The sequence below is a fragment of the Pseudomonas sp. AL 58 genome (genome assembly GCF_036348395.1).
In the GTDB taxonomy this organism is placed as follows: domain Bacteria; phylum Pseudomonadota; class Gammaproteobacteria; order Pseudomonadales; family Pseudomonadaceae; genus Aquipseudomonas; species Aquipseudomonas defluvii.
Map to the genome: position 1 here is coordinate 21,229 of NZ_JAZBQR010000020.1, position 19,442 is coordinate 40,670.

Annotated in this window: 17 protein-coding genes; 6 read left to right on the top strand and 11 right to left on the bottom strand. The window is 60.3% G+C overall.

Annotated elements, in window-relative coordinates; translation table 11 throughout:
* Positions 1–15: 15 nt before the first annotated feature.
* The 4 genes from ccoG to UIA24_RS18850 form a co-directional block, all read right to left on the bottom strand.
* The gene (ccoG, locus tag UIA24_RS18835; protein ID WP_330523548.1) at positions 16–1,428 is read right to left on the bottom strand and encodes a cytochrome c oxidase accessory protein CcoG; all 1,413 of its coding nucleotides are present in this window, start codon (positions 1,426–1,428) and stop codon (positions 16–18) included.
* Between the two features lie 766 nt (positions 1,429–2,194).
* Positions 2,195–3,094: a hydroxymethylglutaryl-CoA lyase gene (locus UIA24_RS18840; RefSeq protein ID WP_330523549.1), complete on the bottom strand. Its 900-nt coding sequence runs from the start codon at positions 3,092–3,094 to the stop codon at positions 2,195–2,197.
* Positions 3,091–3,516, bottom strand: a complete 426-nt coding sequence (locus UIA24_RS18845) for a MerR family transcriptional regulator (RefSeq protein ID WP_065758515.1) — start codon at positions 3,514–3,516, stop codon at positions 3,091–3,093. Before UIA24_RS18845 ends, UIA24_RS18840 begins: the two co-directional genes overlap by 4 nt.
* Positions 3,517–3,610: 94 nt before the next feature.
* A complete protein-coding gene (locus tag UIA24_RS18850) occupies positions 3,611–4,537 on the bottom strand; it encodes a LysR family transcriptional regulator (protein ID WP_065758516.1) in 927 nt (308 codons plus the stop codon).
* Positions 4,538–4,675: 138 nt separating this feature from the next.
* On the opposite strand from UIA24_RS18850, the gene UIA24_RS18855 reads away from it, so the two are divergent.
* Positions 4,676–5,908, top strand: coding sequence for an acyl-CoA dehydrogenase (locus tag UIA24_RS18855; protein ID WP_330523550.1), 1,233 nt, complete (start codon positions 4,676–4,678; stop codon positions 5,906–5,908).
* Here the strand turns inward: UIA24_RS18855 and UIA24_RS18860 are convergent.
* Positions 5,902–7,224 (bottom strand): phosphate ABC transporter substrate-binding/OmpA family protein, encoded by a 1,323-nt coding sequence (locus UIA24_RS18860; RefSeq protein ID WP_330523551.1) that lies wholly within the window; start codon positions 7,222–7,224, stop codon positions 5,902–5,904. The genes UIA24_RS18855 and UIA24_RS18860 overlap by 7 nt on opposite strands.
* A gap of 182 nt (positions 7,225–7,406) precedes the next feature.
* On the opposite strand from UIA24_RS18860, the gene UIA24_RS18865 reads away from it, so the two are divergent.
* Positions 7,407–7,955, top strand: a complete 549-nt coding sequence (locus UIA24_RS18865; protein WP_102053065.1) for a hypothetical protein — start codon at positions 7,407–7,409, stop codon at positions 7,953–7,955.
* Positions 7,956–8,068: 113 nt separating this feature from the next.
* On the opposite strand, the gene xthA is transcribed toward UIA24_RS18865, so the two are convergent.
* On the bottom strand, positions 8,069–8,881 hold the full coding sequence (gene xthA, locus UIA24_RS18870) for an exodeoxyribonuclease III (protein ID WP_330523552.1): 813 nt from the start codon (positions 8,879–8,881) through the stop codon (positions 8,069–8,071).
* Positions 8,882–9,041: 160 nt separating this feature from the next.
* On the opposite strand from xthA, the gene UIA24_RS18875 reads away from it, so the two are divergent.
* The 3 genes from UIA24_RS18875 to UIA24_RS18885 all read left to right on the top strand — a co-directional run bounded on the left by UIA24_RS18875 (position 9,042) and on the right by UIA24_RS18885 (position 15,166).
* On the top strand, positions 9,042–9,692 hold the full coding sequence (locus UIA24_RS18875; protein WP_330523553.1) for a GNAT family N-acetyltransferase: 651 nt from the start codon (positions 9,042–9,044) through the stop codon (positions 9,690–9,692).
* Between the two features lie 63 nt (positions 9,693–9,755).
* Positions 9,756–11,495, top strand: a complete 1,740-nt coding sequence (locus tag UIA24_RS18880) for an autotransporter assembly complex protein TamA (RefSeq protein WP_330523554.1) — start codon at positions 9,756–9,758, stop codon at positions 11,493–11,495.
* Entirely contained in the window at positions 11,492–15,166 is a 3,675-nt protein-coding gene (locus tag UIA24_RS18885; protein ID WP_330523555.1) for a translocation/assembly module TamB domain-containing protein, read from the top strand. The genes UIA24_RS18880 and UIA24_RS18885 overlap by 4 nt, the downstream gene beginning before the upstream one ends.
* Before the next feature lies 1 nt (position 15,167).
* On the opposite strand, the gene UIA24_RS18890 is transcribed toward UIA24_RS18885, so the two are convergent.
* The 4 genes from UIA24_RS18890 to UIA24_RS18905 form a co-directional block, all read right to left on the bottom strand.
* Positions 15,168–15,740 carry a DUF2589 domain-containing protein gene (locus tag UIA24_RS18890; RefSeq protein ID WP_065758523.1) on the bottom strand — a complete coding sequence of 191 codons (573 nt, stop codon included), beginning with the start codon at positions 15,738–15,740 and terminating at the stop codon, positions 15,168–15,170.
* 67 nt (positions 15,741–15,807) lie between these two features.
* Positions 15,808–16,452: a DUF2589 domain-containing protein gene (locus tag UIA24_RS18895; protein WP_065758524.1), complete on the bottom strand. Its 645-nt coding sequence runs from the start codon at positions 16,450–16,452 to the stop codon at positions 15,808–15,810.
* 46 nt (positions 16,453–16,498) lie between these two features.
* Positions 16,499–16,888, bottom strand: coding sequence for a Mor transcription activator family protein (locus UIA24_RS18900; protein ID WP_065758525.1), 390 nt, complete (start codon positions 16,886–16,888; stop codon positions 16,499–16,501).
* 301 nt (positions 16,889–17,189) lie between these two features.
* Positions 17,190–17,651, bottom strand: coding sequence for a hypothetical protein (locus tag UIA24_RS18905; RefSeq protein WP_330523556.1), 462 nt, complete (start codon positions 17,649–17,651; stop codon positions 17,190–17,192).
* 149 nt (positions 17,652–17,800) lie between these two features.
* Here UIA24_RS18905 and UIA24_RS18910 point away from each other — a divergent pair, with 149 nt between their 5' ends.
* Complete coding sequence (locus UIA24_RS18910) at positions 17,801–17,989, top strand: hypothetical protein (protein ID WP_065758527.1); 189 nt, start codon at positions 17,801–17,803, stop codon at positions 17,987–17,989.
* A gap of 40 nt (positions 17,990–18,029) precedes the next feature.
* On the opposite strand, the gene trhP is transcribed toward UIA24_RS18910, so the two are convergent.
* Positions 18,030–19,349 carry a prephenate-dependent tRNA uridine(34) hydroxylase TrhP gene (gene trhP, locus UIA24_RS18915; protein ID WP_099775296.1) on the bottom strand — a complete coding sequence of 440 codons (1,320 nt, stop codon included), beginning with the start codon at positions 19,347–19,349 and terminating at the stop codon, positions 18,030–18,032.
* Between the last annotated feature and the right edge of the window lie 93 nt (positions 19,350–19,442).

Sequence of the window (19,442 nt, forward strand, 5' to 3'; positions counted from 1 at the left end):
ACGGAGTGTATGTGATCAGCGGTTCAAAGGCGCAACAAAGCGGCTGCGGGCCACGCTGCGTACGTTGGGTTCATCGCTGTCGACAACCTCGAAACTGATCTCCTGGGCGCTGCTGTCCGGACGGTCGGCGAGCATGGCCACCGAGACCGGCAAGTCGCTGATCTCGCCCGGTGCCAGGTTGAACTCGGTCTGGCCGTGGAGCACGAAGCCTTCGCTGTCGACCAGGCGCAGGCGGTAATGCTGGCGCTGTTGGGTTTTGTTGATGACCTTGAGGGTGTAGATGTTCTCGATCTGCCCCAGGTTGTTTTCCCGGAACAGGCCGCGGTCCTTGCTGACATCGAGCGAGACCATTGGGCGCTGGTTCAAGGCAATCACCAGGGCACCGATCATCACCACCAGCACGGTGCAGTAGCCGAGCAAGCGTGGGCGCAGCCAATGGGTTTTGCCCCCTTGCAGGGTGTGTTCGGACTTGTAGCCGATCAGGCCACGGTCATAGCCCATCTTGTCCATGATCGAGTCGCAGGCGTCGATGCAGGCCGCACAACCGATGCACTCCATTTGCAGGCCATCGCGGATGTCGATGCCGGTGGGGCAAACCTGTACGCACATATGGCAGTCGATGCAGTCGCCCAGGCCCTTGGCCTTGTGGTCGACGTCTTTCTTGCGTGGGCCGCGTGACTCGCCGCGACGCGGGTCATAGGCGACGGTCAGGGTGTCTTTATCGAACATCACGCTCTGGAAGCGGGCGTAGGGGCACATGTGCATGCAGACGGCTTCACGTAGCCAGCCAGCATTGATGTAGGTTGCCCCGGTGAAAAACAGCACCCAGAACAGGCTGACGCCGCCCAGTTGCAAGCTGAAGAGCTCTTCAGCCAATGGCCGGACCGGCGTGAAGTAGCCAACAAAGGTCAGCCCGGTCAGCACGCTTATGGCCAGCCACAGGGTGTGCTTGGCTGAACGGCGGGCCAGCTTGTTCAGGCTCCAGGGCGCAGCATCCAGTTTGATTCGCTGGTTGCGCTCGCCTTCGGTGATCTTCTCGCACCACATGAAGATCCACGTCCAGGAGCTTTGCGGGCAGGTATAGCCGCACCAGATGCGCCCGGCAAACACGGTAATGGCGAACAGGCCAAAGGCGCAGATGATCAGCAATGCCGAGAGCAGGATGAAATCCTGCGGCCAGAACGTGGCACCGAAAATATGGAACTTGCTTTCGGCCAGGTCCCAGAGCACGGCCTGACGACCGCCCCAGTTCAACCAGACCGTGCCGAAAAACAGCAGGAAAAGAAAGCCGGCACCACCGATGCGCAGGTTGCGGAACAGGCCGGTGAAGCTGCGGGTGTGGATGTGTCCGTCGCTGCTGGCAGCCTTCTTCTTGAAGGGGGAGGGCTCGGCAGTCTCAACGATCTGGACGGGGATTCTATCGCTCATGGTTCGTCGCTCATCAGGCCTCGATCAGGCCAGAGCACTATGGCGAGCGTTCTGTTTGCATAACAGGCTCAGGTATTGCGATAAAAACCGTATCAGATTCAGTCGGGTGGGCACGCAGGCCGCAGATTACCTGGCTCGGGCCGTTGTGCGCGACGTGCCTGCGACTATCCACCGCACCCGTTGCAGAGGCGTGGATCTGTGGGCGATTTTTGAGGAGGCAGGAAGCACTGAGGGGAGCCTAGGCTCCCCTCAAAGATTGTTGCGTGCTCTTTTTATTATTGTGAGGGTGGCCTTTTGTTGTTTTTGTCGGCCACGACCTCTGTGTTGCGGGCGATCCCCATCCGGGATCAAGAGCAAACGTATTTTTTTGAGCGCTGATCTGCTTTCATCATTGCTGATACAACCTGACGGGCGCTACCTTGGGGTAGTTTTATTGTTCTCTGCCTGGTCGTGGGGCACGCCCCCGAAAAGCACATCATCTCCAAAAAAATCTGTTAGCTGCGTCTCTGCCGTGGTTGTTCTTGTTATGCCAGAGTCGTTACGTCTTATTTTTATTGGGTTGTCGCATTTTTTATTGTTGTTGTACCGAACATATAGCAGGTGGCGTGCCAACTTTTTAAAACTCAATAAAATCAATGGTTTAGAGATTTTGTTGAAAAGGTTGGCCGGGAGAATCTGTCGATTTGTTTCTGTGTTACCCGTTTTTTCCCTGAAAAATGTGGGGGCGGTAACACTGGCTGCGAGGCCGGCTGTTACCGCCACGGGATTACTGGGCGTTACGTGCACGCGCAACACGTGAACCGCTGGCGCGGCCCAGAACGTTGCTGATCCGCTGGCCGGCTGCAATCAGTGCGTCCAGGTCGATACCGGTCTTGATGCCCAGGCCCTGAAGCATGTACAGCACATCCTCACTGGCCACGTTACCGCTGGCGCCCTTGGCATAAGGGCAGCCACCCAGCCCTGCGACCGAGCTGTCGAACACGGCAATCCCTTCCAGCAGGCTGGCATAGACGTTGGCCAGTGCCTGGCCATAGGTGTCATGGAAGTGCCCGGCCAGTTGTGCCCGTGGTACCTGCGCACCAACCACCTCGAACATCCGGCGGGTTGCGCCTGGGGTGCCGGTACCGATGGTGTCACCCAGCGAGACTTCATAGCAGCCCATGTCGTAAAGCTCGCGGGCTACCGGGGTCACTTGCTCGGCGCTTACCGCACCTTCATAAGGGCAGCCCAGTACACACGACACATAGCCGCGTACACGCACGCCGTGCTGTCGTGCGGCTTCCATGATCGGTACGAAGCGTTGCAGGCTCTCGCTGATCGAGCAGTTGATGTTGCGCTGCGAGAAGGCTTCAGAGGCCGCCGCGAATACCGCGACCTCCTTGACTCCGGCGGCCAGTGCGTCCTCGAAACCGCGCAGGTTCGGTGCCAGGGCGGCGTAGGTCACGCCGGCTTTTTGTTTGATGTGCGCGAACACATCGGCGGAACCCGCCATTTGCGGTACCCACTTCGGTGAGACAAAGCTGCCGACTTCAATGTAACCAAGCCCCGCAGCAGTCAGGTCATCGACCAGCTGTACCTTGTCTGCCACGCTGATCGGCTGGGCTTCGTTCTGCAGGCCGTCGCGTGGGCCGACTTCGACCAGGCGGACATTCTCGGGCATTGTCATTGGGAAGGTTCCTGTGAGGCCTCAACGGCGCTTTTCTGATTGTTCAGGGTGGTTGCCAGCGCCTGTATGCAGCGCTCTTCGGCGGTGTCCAGTTCCAGTTGCATCTGTTGGATGTCGAGTAACTGCTGCTCAAGCTGGGCGCGCCGCTCGGCAATCTTTGCCAACATGCTGTTGAGCTGCTTCTGGTTACCGCTGCTGGGGTCGTAGAGCTCGATCAGCTCGCGGCACTCTGCCAGCGAAAAGCCGATTCGCTTGCCACGCAGGATCAGCTTCAGGCTGACTTTGTCGCGGGCCGTGTAGATACGCTCCAGGCCCCGGCGTTCGGGGCTGAGCAGTCCTTGCTCCTCATAAAAGCGAATGGCACGGGTGGTAATGTCCAGTTCGCGGGAAAGGTCGGAAATACTGTAGGTCTGGCTACTCATGGCAAGGCTCGGCTAGGTGCATGCGCTAAACCTAAAGGCAGCTTTACGTATACGTCAAGCTGGATCGTGATTGTGCGCGCGACAGGGTTTGAGTTCAGGCGTGTACGGGCTGCGTTTCTTGCGCGACGACCCGTTGGCACAACTCGATGATCTGCTCGCGCATCCAGCGGTTGGCGGGGTCCTGGTCCGTGCTCTCATGCCAGTACAGGTGGGTTTCCAGCGGCGGAACATCGTTGACCGGCAGTGGTGTGAAATTCAGATGATGGAGGCGAGCAAAGCGTTCTGGCACGGTCATCACCATGTCGGTCTGCTGCAACACCTGCGAGGCCATCAGGTAATGTTGTGAACGCAGGGCGATCTTGCGTTGCAAGCCCATCTTGCCCAGTGCCAGGTCGACATAGCCCAGGCCGTTGCGGCGGCTGGAAATGTGGATGTGGGTCAGGCCCATGTATTCATCCAGGCTGAGTGTGTCTTTGGCCAGCGGGTGGCCCTCGCGCATGGCGCAGACGTACTGGTCTTGCATCAGTTTTACATGACGCACTTGCGGGTCTGTGTTGAGCGGCGCGTCGACGGCGAAGTCAAGGCGCCCGGCCGCCAGCTCCTTGGTGGTCTCACGGCGTTTGCAGAGGAAACTTTCGATGGCCACTGCTGGGGCCAGACGCCGCAGGCGCTGGAACAAGGGGGGCAGAATCACCGCTTCGGTCAGGTCCGTCATGCTGATACGGAAGGTCTTGTTCGCCTGCAGGGGGTTGAAGATCCGGCTCTCCTGTACCGACACACGCAGCAACGACAGGGCGTTGCGCACCGGGCCGATAATGTTCTGGGCCATGGGGGTAGGCACCATGCCCTGAGCGGTACGCACGAACAAGGGATCGTTGAAGGTATCACGCAGCCGTGCCAGGGCGTTGGAGACCGCTGGCTGGGTAATGCCGACGATCTGCCCGGCGCGGGTCAGGTTGGCTTCGGTGTAGATCGCATCGAAGACGATAAACAGATTGAGATCGACCTTGTTCAGGTTCATGGGCGCTGCTCTTGTAGGTGTTATCTGCTGATCATATATCGCTTATGAATGTTTATACATGGCGAGAATAGGCTAGGTGGATTTTGGCCGGTGAACTACAGTCTGCTCAGCCCCGTTTTTACGCAGAAGGTACTGCCGATGGATTTCGCCTATTCACCCAAGGTTCAGGCGTTGCGCGAGCGCGTCATGGCGTTCATGGATGCCTATGTTTACCCGGCCGAAGCGGTCTTCGAGCGTCAGGTCGCCGAGGGGGATCGCTGGCAGCCGACTGCAATCATGGAGGAACTCAAGCGCAGGGCTCAGGCTGAAGGCCTGTGGAACCTGTTCTTGCCTGAGTCGGAACTGGGGGCGGGGCTGACCAACCTGGAATATGCGCCGTTGGCCGAAATCATGGGCCGCTCATTGTTGGGGCCGGAGCCATTCAACTGCTCTGCGCCGGACACCGGCAACATGGAAGTGTTGGTGCGCTATGGCAGTGAGGCGCATAAGCAGCAGTGGCTGGTGCCCTTGTTGCGTGGCGAGATTCGTTCTGCGTTCGCCATGACCGAGCCGGACGTGGCATCTTCTGACGCCACCAATATGCAAGCTACGGCGGTGCGCGATGGCGACGCGTGGGTGATCAATGGGCGCAAATGGTGGACCTCCGGCGCCTGCGATCCACGTTGCAAGGTCATGATCTTCATGGGTTTGAGCAACCCCGAAGGGCCACGTCATCAACAGCACTCGATGATTTTGGTGCCTACCGATACCCCCGGGGTGAACATTGTCAGGCCGTTGCCGGTGTTCGGTTATGACGATGCGCCCCATGGTCATGCTGAAGTGCTCTTCGAGAATGTCCGCGTACCCTACGACAACGTATTGCTGGGCGAGGGCAGTGGGTTTGAGATTGCCCAGGGCCGTCTCGGCCCAGGCCGCATTCACCACTGCATGCGTTCGATCGGGATGGCCGAGCGCGCCCTGGAACTGATGTGCAAGCGTTCAGTGGCGCGCAACGCCTTTGGCAAACCGCTGGCGCGGCTTGGCGGTAACATCGACAAGATCGCTGATTCGCGGATGGAGATCGACATGGCCCGACTGTTGACGCTCAAGGCGGCCTACATGATGGACACGGTGGGTAACAAGGTGGCCCGCAGCGAGATCGCCCAGATCAAGGTGGTGGCACCAAACGTTGCGTTGAAGGTGATCGATCGGGCCATTCAAATACATGGCGGGGCTGGCGTTTCCGGTGACTTCCCGCTGGCCTACATGTACGCCATGCAGCGCACGTTACGATTGGCCGATGGCCCGGATGAGGTCCACCGCGCCGCGATCGGTAAGTACGAGATCGGCAAGTACGTACCGCGCGAGCCACTTCGCAGCGGGCCTCAGTAAACCCAGACCTCGACCCGGCGGTTGCGGATTCGGCCTTCGTCCTGGTCGTTCGCCGCCACCGGCAGTTCGGCGCCCAGGCCAAGGATCTCCCGAGCGGTCACGCCTTGCCGGGCCAGCTCGCGGCGCACGGCCATGGCGCGCAACTTGGACAGCAAGGTGGCGCGCGCCGGGTCGTTCTTGGCATCGCCGAACCCCACCAGGCTGATTTTCTGGTCGAGCTTGCCGGTGCGCTTGAGGTACGCGACCACCCGTTGCAGATCGGCTTGCGCCTTGTTGTCCAGCGTGGCGCTGCCTTCGGCGAAACGAAAGTTCACCGAGAGCCGTTGTGCCTGTTCAAGCAGACCTCGATAAGCCGCAGGCATCTCGGCATTGGCCCGTACCGGCATCGCCTGGACGGTCTGGGCAATGAATCCGCTGGCGGTGACGATGGCCTGGCCGGGTTCGCTTTGTGCAAAGCGAATCAGCGCCTGGGCCCAGGGGTTGTGCTGGCCGGGTGGCAGGTAGAAATACAGCCGACGGGCCAACGGATAATCTTCGCTGGCGATCAGCCCGGGTGTCGGCAACATCGCACTCGCCGCGCCGTCGGCGATGGCCAGGACTTTGGCGCCGTGCACTGAGCTCAGGCTGCTGAAACCGATTGCCTGACGATCACGACGAACTTCGGCGGCCAACTGCTCACCCGACTCAAACCGTGTGGTACTGGTTGCCAGCGTCAGGTCATGGGGGTCGAGTACCAGGCTCTTGAACGTCTCGAACGTACCGGAGCGATCGTCGCGAGCGTACAAGCGGATCGGCCCGCTGCCGAGACCGAGCGCGTCCCAGGTCGTAATGCGGCCTGCGAAAATTTTTGCCAACTGTTCGGTCGTCAATTGTGGCAAGGGATTGTCCGGGTGGACGATCACCGCCATGCCATCAAGGGCGATCACCTGCTCGGCCTCGGCACTTTTCAGATCGCCAAGCGCTTCCAGGTCGACCAGTTCGCTGTCTTTGATCGGGCGCGAGGCCGCCGCCAGGTCGGCGTCACCGTTTTTAAGCGCGGTAAAACCGGTGCTCGACCCGTGGGCCGCAATATTCACCTGGATCAACTCGCCCTGAGCGGTGTGGCCTTGTACCTGGACTTCGTTGGCAACCGTGCCGGGCAGTGTCTGGATGTCCTGCACGCCTTGCGCTTGCAGCATGCCGCGCACCAAGGCTGGCGCCAGCACACTGCCGATGGTGTTGGAGCCCTGCAGGCGCAGTACCGTTTGCCCGGCGTGCGCGGCGATGGGGAGGGCGGCTAACAGGCTGAGGAGCAGCCGAAAAACAAGGGGGAACATGCCAGTGGGTGCTCGCGGCTAGAGGTCGTGCCGGGAGATTAAGACAATACGATGACCGCAAGATGACGAAGGCTCAGAGGATCTTGGCTGAATGGTACGCCGGCAACATTGGTACTACCCTCTGAGAAACACGCATTTTGCGTGGTTCGCTGTGGCCAAACGCCTGACGTGAGGATCGACCGATGCTGCAACGGCTAAGCGTGACGTTACTGGTGTCTTCCTTTGCACTGCTTGCGGCGTGTGCGACGCACGTCGACAGTACCAGTGAGGCATCATTTTCTGCGTCGATGGTGGCCATGAGTCAGGGCTTGGACCTGGAGCAGAAAGCGGCGTTTGATCGGGCGCTGACAGTGGTCAGGGAAGCATACGGGCTTGACCGGGCGCGAATGGCCAAGGCACTGGATGGCAAGGACGCCGAGGATGTCCTGGACCTTGCTGCGGATATCCGTGAAAAACAGGATGAGGCGGCCCTGGCGCAAGCCGAAAAGGATCAGGCTGCTCATCTTGAGTCCTCGAAGGCGAACCTTGCGCAGTACACGGAACACTGTGAGGCGCTTGAAGCCAAGCGCCTGGCCGAGGATCCGGACAGCCGCGGCCCCAGTCGCTTTGAGGCACACGTGTGTGCATCCGCAGACAACTACGAACGGACGGTCGACAATCTTGAAGAGATGACGGCGCAGCAGTACAAGGACGCTGATAAAGACACGATCAGCCAGCTCAAGCTGGACTGAACATCGGCGTTGCCTGCCACCGGGTGTCGGTGGGGTGCCTTGGCGTTCGCGGTGTTTGCATCGCGGGCAAGCCCGCTCCCACATGTGGGATGCAGGCTAGCCAGGGGCGGGGCTTAGCTCAATTCCAGCCAGATCGGTGCGTGGTCCGAGGGTTTTTCCATGCCGCGCAGTTCGTAATCGACGCCCGCATCCTTGAGCCGTGGCAGCAGCCCTTGAGAGGTCATGATCAGGTCGATGCGCAGGCCACGCTTGGGTTCATCCTCGAAACCACGGCTGCGGTAGTCAAACCAGCTGAAACGGTCGCAAACGTCAGGGTTCAGGTGGCGGAAGCTGTCGACCAGGCCCCAGTTTTTCAGCCGTGCCATCCACTCGCGTTCTTCCGGCAAGAAGCTGCATTTACCGGTCTTGAGCCAGCGCTTGGCGTTGTCCGGGCCGATACCAATGTCGCAGTCTTCCGGGGAGATGTTCACGTCGCCCATCACCACCAAGGGCTGCTGGTTCTGGAACTGGCTTTCAAGCAGGGTTTGCAGGTCGTTGTAGAAACGCTGTTTGGCCGGGAATTTGGTGGGGTGGTCGCGACTTTCACCCTGGGGGAAGTAGCCGTTCATGATGGTGATCGGTGTGCCATCGGCGTCGGCGAAGGTGCCCCAGATGAAACGGCGCTGGGCGTCTTCCTCGTCGGTACTGAAGCCCTTGAACAGGCTCAATGGCGCTTGGCGCGAGAGCAGGGCGACGCCGTAGTGGCCCTTTTGACCATGGAAGTTCACGTGGTAGCCCAGTGCTTGAACTTCAGCCAGCGGGAATTGCTCGTCAGCCACTTTGGTTTCTTGCAGGCCGATCACGTCCGGTTGGTGCTTTTCGATCAACGCGGCCAACTGATGGGGCCGGGCGCGCAGGCCGTTGATGTTGAACGAGACGATCTTCATGGAAGCAACAATCCTGGTAAAAGTCAGGATGCTAGCTGACATCGTCGGCCACGACCAGCGTGGCGGCCCTGTCGATCGCCTGCTAACGTGCTTCACGAGGGCGCGCCAGCGTAGCGAGCACCTCGCTGGCAATGAATGCCCAGGCCTGGAGGTTTTCACGATGTCCGAATCGACTGCTGTTACGGCTGAAGTCCGCTTGCTCGATGGGGGCTACAGTCATGAGACCCGCTCGTTGCTTTACCATGCCTACCGCCGCGAGCCGACCTTCGCCTACCTGTTCGAAGCGGCGCGCCCTGGTTACGACCACCGCATCCGCGCCACGGTGCGAGAGCTGGTGCAGCAGCATTTTTATCAAGAACTGCCCGCGTTGGGGTTGCTGATCGGGGAGCGTTTGATTGGCGTTGCACTGATTGCACCACCACAACGTCGGCTCAGCGTCACGGAAAGCTGGGCCTGGCGTATACGCATGTTGCTGAGCACCGGGTTCAACTGCACGCGCCGCTACCTGGATTACCAGGCGGCACTGATGGCCTGCCTACCCACTGACGCGGTTCACGTGCTGCCGCTGCTGGGTATCCATCCGCAATTTCAGGGCCAGCACTTTGGTGAACAGTTACTGCAGGCGTTGCACGACTGGTGTGCTGAAGATGAGCATTCTCAAGGGGTTGTTCTGGACACCGGCAATGAGCATTACCTGGCGTTTTATGCGCGGCAGGGCTATCAGGAGATTGGTGAAATTGCGGTAGGGCCTGTTCGTGAGCACGTTTTTTTTCACCCGAACCCCCAGCATTCCCGGCAAATCGGGGCGTAATCGAGCAATGAGCGATGGCCGCGGTCGCCCGACTGCCGTAAAGCTCTGGTAGCATCGGTGCTTATGACGTATTTAGCACCTTTTACCTGTGGTTTGATTCTATGCATCGCCAGCTTCGCCGTCTGTGCACAAAGTGAACTGGTCGTTCGGATAAAGCCTGCCAACAGCGAGCTCAAGGACAATATCGAAGGTTACATTGGTAGCCTGGGTGACCGTGACGAAGAGGCTTTGATGCGCTTCAGTCGCGGTGCCGTCGAGCAGGCCAGAAAAGCGGCCCAGGCCTTGGGTTACTACCAGCCCCATATCGAAACCGAGATCAAACCCCCGGCCAAGGCGAACAAGGGGCCACGCCTGGTGATGACCGTTGAGCCGGGCGAGCCAATCCGGATTCGCGACATCACGGTACGTATTCAAGGGCCGGCCAGTGAACTGAAAGCCTTTCGGATTCCCAATAGCCGTTACTTGCGCTCGGGCGAAGTGCTCAACCATGGGCATTATGAGGACGCCAAGCGGCTGATTCAGAACCAGGCTTCCCGCTATGGCTTCTTCAGTGGCCGGTTTCTCCGGCAACGTCTGACGGTCGATCCACTGGCTGGGGTCGCTGACATCGAGCTGGTCTACGACAGTGGCCCGCGCTACGCCCTGGGCAAGGTCCAGTTTACCGGTGACAGCCCTTTCGATGAGGACCTGCTGCGCAGGATGGTGCCGTTCCAGGAAGGTGCGCCCTATGATTCTGAGCTGATCGCCGAGCTCAACAATGCGCTGCAGTCCAGTGGCTACTTCGAGGGGGTGCGTGTCGATGCGGCACCGACGGCAGCCGTCGGCCAGACAATCCCGGTGGCGGTTCAGTTGCAGACCCGCAAGCCCCGTACCATGGGCTTGGGCCTGGGTTTTTCGACGGACGTCGGGCCTCGTGCCAAGGCTAACTGGACGCGCCATTGGGTTAACCCTGAAGGTCATAGCTACGGTATCGAGACCGAGGTATCGGCCCCCCGGCAGAACGTCGGCCTGTGGTACGACGTGCCTCTGGATCCTCCGCTGACAGACAAGTTTCGTTTTGCCGGTGGTTACCAGAACGAAGAGATCGCCAATACCGACAGCCTCAGTAAGCTGCTGACGGTAGGCCCGGAATGGCACAGCAAGTTGCCCAGTGGTTGGCAGCGGGTGATCTCGCTGAAATGGCAGCGTGAAGAGTATCGCCTGGGTGACGACTCCGGGTTGAGCAACCTGCTGATGCCCGGTGTCAGTTATGCCTACCTGCGCAGCGACAACCGCATTGATCCACACAATGGCTACCGCCTGCAGTTCGACACGCAGGTCGCGAAGGAAGGCCTGCTCTCGGACACCAACCTGGTGCATGGCAATGTCCTGCTCAAGGGCTTGACCACACTTGGGCAGAACCACCGTTTCCTAGGCCGGGTACAGTTTGGCGGCAGCGCCACCAACGGCTACAAATCAATGCCGCCGTCGTTGCGTTTTTTCGCCGGTGGCGATCAGAGCGTGCGCGGTTACGACTACCAGACGCTGTCGCCGAAGAACTCGGACGGTGACCGTATCGGTGGCCGCTACCTGGTGGCCGGCAGTGTTGAGTACCAATACTCGATTGCCGAGAAGTGGCGCGTGGCGACCTTCGTCGATCAAGGCAACTCATTCAACAGTCTGGAACTGCCTAGCCTCAAGACCGGCGTCGGTCTTGGTGTGCGCTGGGTATCTCCGGTGGGCCCACTGCGCCTGGACCTCGCCCACGCGCTGGATGACGAGGGCGGTATTCGTTTGCACTTTTCCATGGGGCCGGAACTGTGAGTCGTGTGTTTAAAGGGATTGCCATCGGCCTGGTCGGCGTACTGCTGATTGTGGTCTTCGGTGTGGCCGCTGTACTGGGTACGCAGGCGGGCAGCCGTTGGGTACTGAACCGGGTGCCAGGGTTGCAACTGGACGACTTCCAAGGGCGGCTGGCAGGGCAGTGGCAGGCCAAGCGCCTGTTGTGGGAGCAGTCGGGTAACCGGGTCGAGTTGACGCAGCCGTTGCTGGCGTGGTCGCCCGCCTGCCTGTTGCGGATGACGTTATGCGTAACCCAGCTACGCGCCGAGCGGGTGGACCTGGCGTTTGCCCCCGGCGAGCCCTCGACAGACAGCGGCCCGCTGCAGTTGCCGGCCTTGGCATTGCCGCTGAACATCGAGCTGGGCGAGCTACAGGTTGGTCAACTGACGCTGGATGGCAATGAACAGTTGAGTCAGTTGCAACTGGCGGCGCATTGGAGCGTCGAGGGCCTGCGTATTGATCGCCTGCAGGTTCAGCGCGAGGATTTGCACCTGGCGCTGCAGGGGATGCTGAAGCCTGAAGGCGACTGGCCCATGCAGGCCAGCGGCCAACTGCAATTGCCTGTAGTGGATGGGCAGCCGTGGCAATTGGCCCTGAAGGTGGACGGTGACCTGCAGCAGACGTTGCGGGTAAGCGCGGACAGTACGGGCTATTTGCAGGGACGACTCGATGGGCAGTTGCAGCCGCTGGCGGCGAACCTGCCGGCCAAGGTGCGTATCAGCGCCGACGCCTTCAAGGCGAGCGCCGACCTGCCGGATACCCTGCAGCTCAATCACGTGTTGCTGACCGGTGAAGGCGACCTGAGCGCGGGTTACCGGCTCGCGGGCAATGCCAGCCTGCCGGCCTCGCAGGGCCCGATCGCCCTGGCCCTGCAAGGCCGGGTCGATGCCTGTGGTGCCGAACTGTCAGCGCTCGACCTGAACGCTTCCGCAGAACAGTACCTCAGGCTCAAGGCCACCGCCGACTGGCAACAGAGCATCAAGGCCAGCGCTCAGCTTGAGTGGCTGGACTTCCCCTGGTTGCGCCTTTACCCGCTGGATGACGCGCCGCAGGTCACCCTGCGTCGTTTCAATGGCCAGGTCCGTTACCAGGAAGGGCGTTACGAAGGGGATTTTGCCGGTGACCTGGACGGCCCGGCCGGTGCGTTCAAGATCAGCAGCCCGTTCAAGGGCGATCTCACGGCTATCGACTTGCCGCAGCTTGTTCTGAGTGCGGGGCAGGGTAAGGCCGCGGGTAACCTGCGGGTGCAGTTCGCTCAAGGCATTGCCTGGGATACGGCACTGGAGTTGTCCGCGCTTAATCCTGCGTATTGGCTGGCCGAGTTGCCCGGTACATTGGCTGGGCCGTTGCGCAGCACGGGCGAGTTCAAGGACGGCCACCTGCGGCTGGATGCCGACGTAAACCTCAAGGGCCGCCTGCGTGGTCAGCCGGCGCTGCTTCAGGCCAAGGCTGGCGGTGCAGGGGAACAGTGGACCTTGGGCACCCTGGAAATTCGGCTGGGGGACAACCGTATCAACGGTAGCGGCAGCCTTCAGCAGCGTCTGGCCGGTCAGCTCGACCTCGACATGCCCCGTTTAGGGCAGCTATGGCCGCAACTGCAGGGGCGTTTGAAAGGGCGCCTGGACGTTGCGGGCACACTCAAGGCCCCGCAAGGGCAATTGACCTTGCAAGGGCAGCAGTTGGCCCAGGCCCAGAACCATCTGCAACGCCTGGATCTCAGCGCGCAGATGGACCAGGCACAACGTGTACGGATTGAGTTGGAGGCCGGTGCGATCCAGTTGGGTGAAACGGGATTGGGTACGCTTACTGCCAAGGGGCAGGGCGACAGGCGCCAACAGCAATTGCGCCTGGGCCTGAAGGGGCCGCAACTGGTGCTTGACCTCGAACTGGACGGTCAACTGGACAAAGACAACTGGCGGGGGCGCCTGGCCAGTGGGCGTATCCAGGCCGGAGGCCAGGATTGGCAGTTGCAGGCCCCGGCCCGGCTACAGCGCCTGGCGAATGGCCAGATTGACTTCTTTGCTCATTGCTGGCGTTCGGGTGATGCCAGCCTGTGCGGCGAAGACCAGCGCCTGGCCCCCGAGCCCAAGCTGCGTTATCACCTCAAGCAGTTCCCGTTGCAGAGCCTGGCCCAATGGTTGCCGAAAGACTTTGCCTGGAACGGCCAACTCAATGCCGATATCAACCTTGACCTGCCGGCCAGCGGGCCCAAGGGACGGGTTCAGGTTGATGCCAGCGGTGGCACCCTGAGGCTGCGCGAGAAAGGCCAGTGGCTGGATTTCCCTTACCAGACTCTACGCCTGGACAGCACCTTGGGCCCACGGCGGGTAGATTCCCGTTTGGCGTTTCGTGCCGAGCGACTGGGTGAGCTGACCCTGGACACGCGTCTTGATCCGCTGGCGAAAAACAAACCTGTCAGTGGTACGTTCAGTTTGAATGGCCTGGACCTTTCCATCGCCCGGCCTTTTGTTCCGATGGTCGAGCGCTTGGCCGGCCAGTTGAATGGCAGCGGCAGGTTGTCCGGCACGTTGCTGGCGCCACAGGTCAACGGTAGCCTGACCCTTTCGCAGGGCGAGGCCAGCGGTGCAGAACTGCCCATCAGCCTGCGTGAGCTGACCTTGCGTGCCGTGATCGCCGGTGAGCAGGTTCAGTTGCAGGGTGACTGGAAAAGTGGCGAGACTGGCCAGGGACAGTTGAGTGGTCAGATCGGCTGGGCGCGCGCGTTGGCGGTCGACCTGCGTGTTCATGGCCAGCGCTTGCCAGTCAACGTCGAGCCCTACGCCGTGCTGGAGGTAGCCCCGGACCTGAACATCGGCCTGCAAGGCGACAAGCTGGCAATCACAGGCAAAGTGCTGGTGCCCAAGGGCAAGATCAGCATCCGCGAGTTGCCGCCATCCACCGTCAAGGTATCCGATGATACGGTTATCGTCGGCCACCAGACCGAAGCGGGTCAGGCCCCCTTGGCGATGGCCATGGACGTCGACGTTGAGGTAGGGCAGGACAAGCTGTCGTTCAGAGGGTTTGGTTTGAGTGCCAACCTGCGGGGTGCCGTGCATATCGGCGACAACCTCGACACCCGTGGTGAGCTGAGCCTGGTTGATGGCCGTTATCGCGCCTATGGCCAGCGCTTGACCATCCGCCGCGCACGATTGCTGTTTGCAGGCCCTATCGATCAGCCGTATCTGGACATCGAGGCCGTACGCAAAACCGATGACGTGATCGCGGGTATTCGCCTCAGTGGCAGTGCTGAACAGCCGACCACCCAGGTATTTTCCGAACCGGCCATGAGTCAGGAGCAGGCCTTGTCGTATCTGGTATTGGGGCGGCCATTGGGCAGTACCGGTGAGGACAACAACATGCTTGCACAAGCGGCGCTGGGCTTGGGGCTGGCGGGCAGTTCGGACCTGACCGGTAGCCTGGCGAAAAGCCTCGGTATCGACGACTTCCAGCTCGACACTCAGGGGAGCGGCGCCAGCACCAGCGTGGTCGCCAGCGGCAACCTGACGGAACGCCTGAGCTTGCGTTATGGCGTGGGCGTATTCGAACCGGCCAACACCATTGCCTTGCGCTACCTGTTGAGTAAAAAGCTCTACCTGGAAGCCGCCAGTGGGATCGCCAGTTCGCTTGATCTGTTTTACAAACGCGACTTCTGAGTCAGCGAACGGTTGCAGCGGCGATGAACTCGTTGTCCGCGGATGGCGGTGCAGGATCGGGCTGGCGGCAGGGGGTAATCAGTTGGGTGTACTCTTCGATCAGACGATTCAATGCCTCGGGCGGTTCGCAGGCCTGAAACTGCATGCGAATCTGTACTTCGTCCGGGTCACGATGATCGCCTTGGCGCTTGTTCTGAGCGCCTACGGTGACCATGAACCGTTCGTGCTTGAGTGCGCTGTTTTCCAGTACATGGCTTGCATCGGCCAGTTCGGTGTTCTGGATCTTTACCGAGAGGTCGACTTGCATCCGCTCCAGGGCCAGGCCGCGTGGTGACACCAGCGTGATCAGGGGGATGCTCAAGGTATGTCGGTCATCCATGGCGACATCAACCATCTTGGCTTTCATCGGGGCGCCCAAGGCTTCGGCGTCATAGTCAAAAAACTGGTCAAACAGCTTGATGTACTGTTGTGCGATCAGGTTGTTCGCCGCCGCTGCGGCGTCCTGCAGACCTCGGGTAATGTCAGCCAGGTCGCAGGTGGCAAGGGGCTCTTTGTCGTTAGGACTGCGTTCCAAGAGGCTGGGCTCCTTTGGCGAGGGACGGGGAGGCTCCGCTCATCAGAGCGGAACCTGTTGTCGCGTGTCAGTTAGTGGTTTGTTGTACCTGGTCTGGCATTGGCAGTTTGGATTCAGGCAAGGCGTCCTTGTTCTGCGCCTCGGTGTTGGGAAGCATGACCGGCTTGGTGGCGGCATCGGTCAGGAAGTCGATGACGCGCATCAAGGCTTCTGGCGGATCCTGGCGTTTGACGCGGGTGTTGAACGCGTAACGCGCGCGGGTGTCGGTCTTGCGGGTTTGTGTTGACTTGTGGCTGACCTGGCCTTTGACGCTCATCTTGAACGGGCCCCAGCCAATGGAGGCGCCAAACTCAGCGCTGCCACCGGTTTCAGAGCTGCTTTCGGCCTGCTGGCTGATGGTCAGCTCGAACTCGATGTTACCTTCTTCAATGGCGATGTTCGGGTGAGTGATGGCCGCCAGCAGAGGGATCTGCATTTTCTTGGCGACGGTACCCTGATAGACACCCTGTTCGTCCGTGAGGGTTTCTTCATAGTCGAATTGGATGGCGACAGCCTTGCCATCCTGGATACAGACGCCCATGAGGAAGTCTGCGTAGGATTTACTGGCGCTAACTTGCGCCTGAATCATGGCCTGCAGTGGCCCGGAGATCATCCGGTCCAGTGGCAGTGCGTTCATGACCGAGCCGATGAGGCTGTTATCGATAGTTGCCATGTTGAGATTTCCTTATCGTGAAGTGCGCGTGAGTGCGCGGTTACCGTTACGCGGTGTGGCGGGCGTGAGCTTCTTGACGCCGGATATTGCCGATCTGGCGCAGGCTCAGGCCGTATTTGTCGGCCAGCACGCTACGGGACAGGCCGTGCGAGCTTTCCTGTTGAATCTGTTGGTTGCGCAGTTGCCGGTTGAAGTGGTCGGGTTTGGGAATCTCCAGGGCCGTACCGGCATAGCGTTTGATCAAGGCCTCAAGCTGTTCATTGGGCAGTACGTCGGCCAGCGTGGTGCGGCCTGGGTGCTTGGGAATGTACTTGGGCCTGCCGCCGTAGATGCAGGTCAGGCGATACGCGCTTTCCAGCCCGACACACGCGATCAAGGCTTGCAGGGAATGAGGCAGTTGGGTGATGTCGATGCGGTTCAGGTCGCAGAGTTCCATGATCACTTCCTTGTCAATGAGCAAGCCATTTGGGCCTGCGGTAGGTGTTAGCCGTCAGCAATCAGCGTGATCAGCAGTGCCGTACCGGCTGGCTGCGTTGGTCGGCGTCATGGGTTGATTCTCGGGCACTGCGCGACAAAAGATCTAGGTAGCAAGCGGGTCTGTACCAGTAGCTGTTCCTGCTTATGTTCGGTGGGAAAAATGGCGAAGGGGTGTGGGTATTCCGCGGCGTAACAGGCGCAAAGCCCCGGTTTTCGGCCTGCCACCACAACGGCATAGCCGCTGCTTGGCGCTACCAGCGTCAGTCGCAAGGGTGGGTGACCAACAGGCTGACCTGAGCCATCAATGCGGTTTGGCGAGGCAGCGCATTGTCGGGGAAGGAACGCCAATCAACCCACAGGCAGACAGCGGTGAGTGGGGTGTTGCCGCGTGCGCCGACGACCTGAGGTGCGAAGTCGCGTCGGTACAACGCCTGGGTTTTTTTCAACCCTTGAACACGTTCAGCCGAGGCCAGCGTGGCTTTTACCAGTGACGGTATTTCCTGCATGGAGATGGTGAAGGCTTCGCGTGTTTCCGGGCTACCCAGGTGCCCGGCCTGTCGAGAACGTTGCCACAATTGCTGCCATTGGCTGTTGCCTGCGCTGTTCGCCAGGCTGGTTCCGAGTGCTTTCAGGTGCGAGGGGTCGAGGTCTATGGTTTGCAGTGCTTGAGCCTCAATACAGACCAGCAGGCCGACTGTACTGAGCAGGTGGGGTATGCGCATGAGGATGCTCCGCGAGGGACGTTAGTGCTTGAGCGCTCATGTTTGCAAGTTGGTCGGTAGGGCAGAACCGGGAAAATATCCTTGTGAGAGGATTGGACGTTGTATTATTCGCGTTTGATTTTTGTCTTCCACGCGTCAAGGAAACCCACATGACTCAAGGCCAACGCCTTAAATACTCCATCCTGTTGTCCCTGCTGGTGCTGGCAACCATGCTGGGGCTGTCCTACCTGCAGAAAGACGGTGTGATCAGCGAAAAGGTGTTCCAGTACATCGCCATCGGTGTGGCGGTCGTCGTGGTCATCGTCAACGGCATCATGCGCCGCAAGGTCAAACTCTGACTCCAGGTCGGCCAGCGCTAAGGCTGGCCGACACCGGCCGTTACAGGGTCAGGTCACGCAGCAGAAGGCCGTACTCCAGGTTGACCTGCTCAGGAATCGGCAGGTAGACGGTATGGCCATCGCCAGGGGCAACCTCGATCGGTTGGCCCTGGCGATTGCGCAACTGATGCAGGTCGAAATGGTAGTTGCCACGTGGCGTCATCAGTTCAAGGTGATCGCCAAGGCCAAAGCGGTTTTTCACCTGCACTTCGGCCAGCCCATCGACCCGCTCACCGGTCAGCTCGCCAACGAACTGCTGGCGCTCAGACTGCGAGTTGCCACGTTGGTAGTTCTGATACTCGTCATGCACATGGCGGCGCAGAAACCCCTCGGTGTAACCCCGTTGCGCCAGTGACTCCAGATTGAGCATCAACGAGCGGTCGAACTCGCGGCCTGCTACGGCATCATCAATTGCCTGGCGGTAGGCCTGAGTGGTGCGTGCGCAATAGAAGTGCGATTTGGTGCGGCCCTCGATTTTCAGCGAGTGAACGCCCATCTTGGTCAAGCGCCCGACGTGCTGTACCGCCCGCAGGTCCTTGGCGTTCATGATGTAGGTGCCGTGCTCGTCTTCGAATGCCGGCATCTCTTCGCCAGGACGGTTGCTTTCTTCCAGCAGGAAGACTTCATCGGTCGGCGCGCCCAGGCCCAGTGTCGGCTCGACTTCGCGGACGATCTCACCGGTTACATTTTCCGTGGCCGGGGTGGCGCTGTACTTCCAGCGGCAGGCATTGGTGCATGAGCCCTGGTTGGCGTCACGCTTGTTTAGGTAGCCTGACAACAGGCAGCGCCCGGAATACGCCATGCACAGCGCGCCGTGAACGAACACCTCCAGTTCCATTTCGGGAACCTGCTGGCGAATTTCCTCGATCTCCTCCAGCGACAACTCGCGGGACAGGATGACCCGGGTCAGGCCCAGCCCGCGCCAGAACTCCACGCTGGCCCAGTTCACCGTGTTGGCCTGTACGGAAAGATGAATCGGCATCTCGGGGAAATGCCGACGAACCAGCATGATCAGACCGGGGTCGGACATGATCAGTGCATCCGGGCCCATGGCGATCACCGGCTCCAGGTCCTTGAGGAAGGTTTTCAGCTTGGCGTTATGCGGTGCGATGTTGACCACCACATAGAATTGCTTGCCCTGGGCCTGGGCTTCCTTGATGCCGATGGCCAGATTCTCATGGTCGAATTCGTTGTTGCGCACCCGCAGGCTATAGCGCGGTTGCCCGGCATAGACCGCGTCGGCGCCATAGGCGAAGGCATAGCGCATGTTCTTTAGGGTGCCGGCAGGGGCAAGTAATTCGGGTTTGGCGAGGCTGGTCATGGGAGATCGGGTCGCAGCTGAAAAAGGCGCAGAGGCTACCTCACTGCGCCGCTGCTTTTATTGATCTACAGCAATGCCCGGGTGCGGGGCCAC

What these genes read in the sequence shown, in the direction of transcription:
- UIA24_RS18910 (WP_065758527.1), top strand. Translation starts at nt 17,801, where the DNA reads ATGACTCAAGGCCAACGCCTTAAATACTCCATCCTGTTGTCCCTGCTG.
- UIA24_RS18855 (WP_330523550.1), top strand. Translation starts at nt 4,676, where the DNA reads ATGGATTTCGCCTATTCACCCAAGGTTCAGGCGTTGCGCGAGCGCGTC.
- UIA24_RS18900 (WP_065758525.1), bottom strand. Translation starts at nt 16,888, where the DNA reads ATGGAACTCTGCGACCTGAACCGCATCGACATCACCCAACTGCCTCAT.
- ccoG (WP_330523548.1), bottom strand. Translation starts at nt 1,428, where the DNA reads ATGAGCGATAGAATCCCCGTCCAGATCGTTGAGACTGCCGAGCCCTCC.
- UIA24_RS18895 (WP_065758524.1), bottom strand. Translation starts at nt 16,452, where the DNA reads ATGGCAACTATCGATAACAGCCTCATCGGCTCGGTCATGAACGCACTG.
- UIA24_RS18905 (WP_330523556.1), bottom strand. Translation starts at nt 17,651, where the DNA reads ATGCGCATACCCCACCTGCTCAGTACAGTCGGCCTGCTGGTCTGTATT.
- UIA24_RS18880 (WP_330523554.1), top strand. Translation starts at nt 9,756, where the DNA reads ATGACGTATTTAGCACCTTTTACCTGTGGTTTGATTCTATGCATCGCC.
- UIA24_RS18860 (WP_330523551.1), bottom strand. Translation starts at nt 7,224, where the DNA reads ATGTTCCCCCTTGTTTTTCGGCTGCTCCTCAGCCTGTTAGCCGCCCTC.
- UIA24_RS18850 (WP_065758516.1), bottom strand. Translation starts at nt 4,537, where the DNA reads ATGAACCTGAACAAGGTCGATCTCAATCTGTTTATCGTCTTCGATGCG.
- xthA (WP_330523552.1), bottom strand. Translation starts at nt 8,881, where the DNA reads ATGAAGATCGTCTCGTTCAACATCAACGGCCTGCGCGCCCGGCCCCAT.
- UIA24_RS18865 (WP_102053065.1), top strand. Translation starts at nt 7,407, where the DNA reads ATGCTGCAACGGCTAAGCGTGACGTTACTGGTGTCTTCCTTTGCACTG.
- UIA24_RS18840 (WP_330523549.1), bottom strand. Translation starts at nt 3,094, where the DNA reads ATGACAATGCCCGAGAATGTCCGCCTGGTCGAAGTCGGCCCACGCGAC.
- trhP (WP_099775296.1), bottom strand. Translation starts at nt 19,349, where the DNA reads ATGACCAGCCTCGCCAAACCCGAATTACTTGCCCCTGCCGGCACCCTA.
- UIA24_RS18845 (WP_065758515.1), bottom strand. Translation starts at nt 3,516, where the DNA reads ATGAGTAGCCAGACCTACAGTATTTCCGACCTTTCCCGCGAACTGGAC.
- UIA24_RS18875 (WP_330523553.1), top strand. Translation starts at nt 9,042, where the DNA reads ATGTCCGAATCGACTGCTGTTACGGCTGAAGTCCGCTTGCTCGATGGG.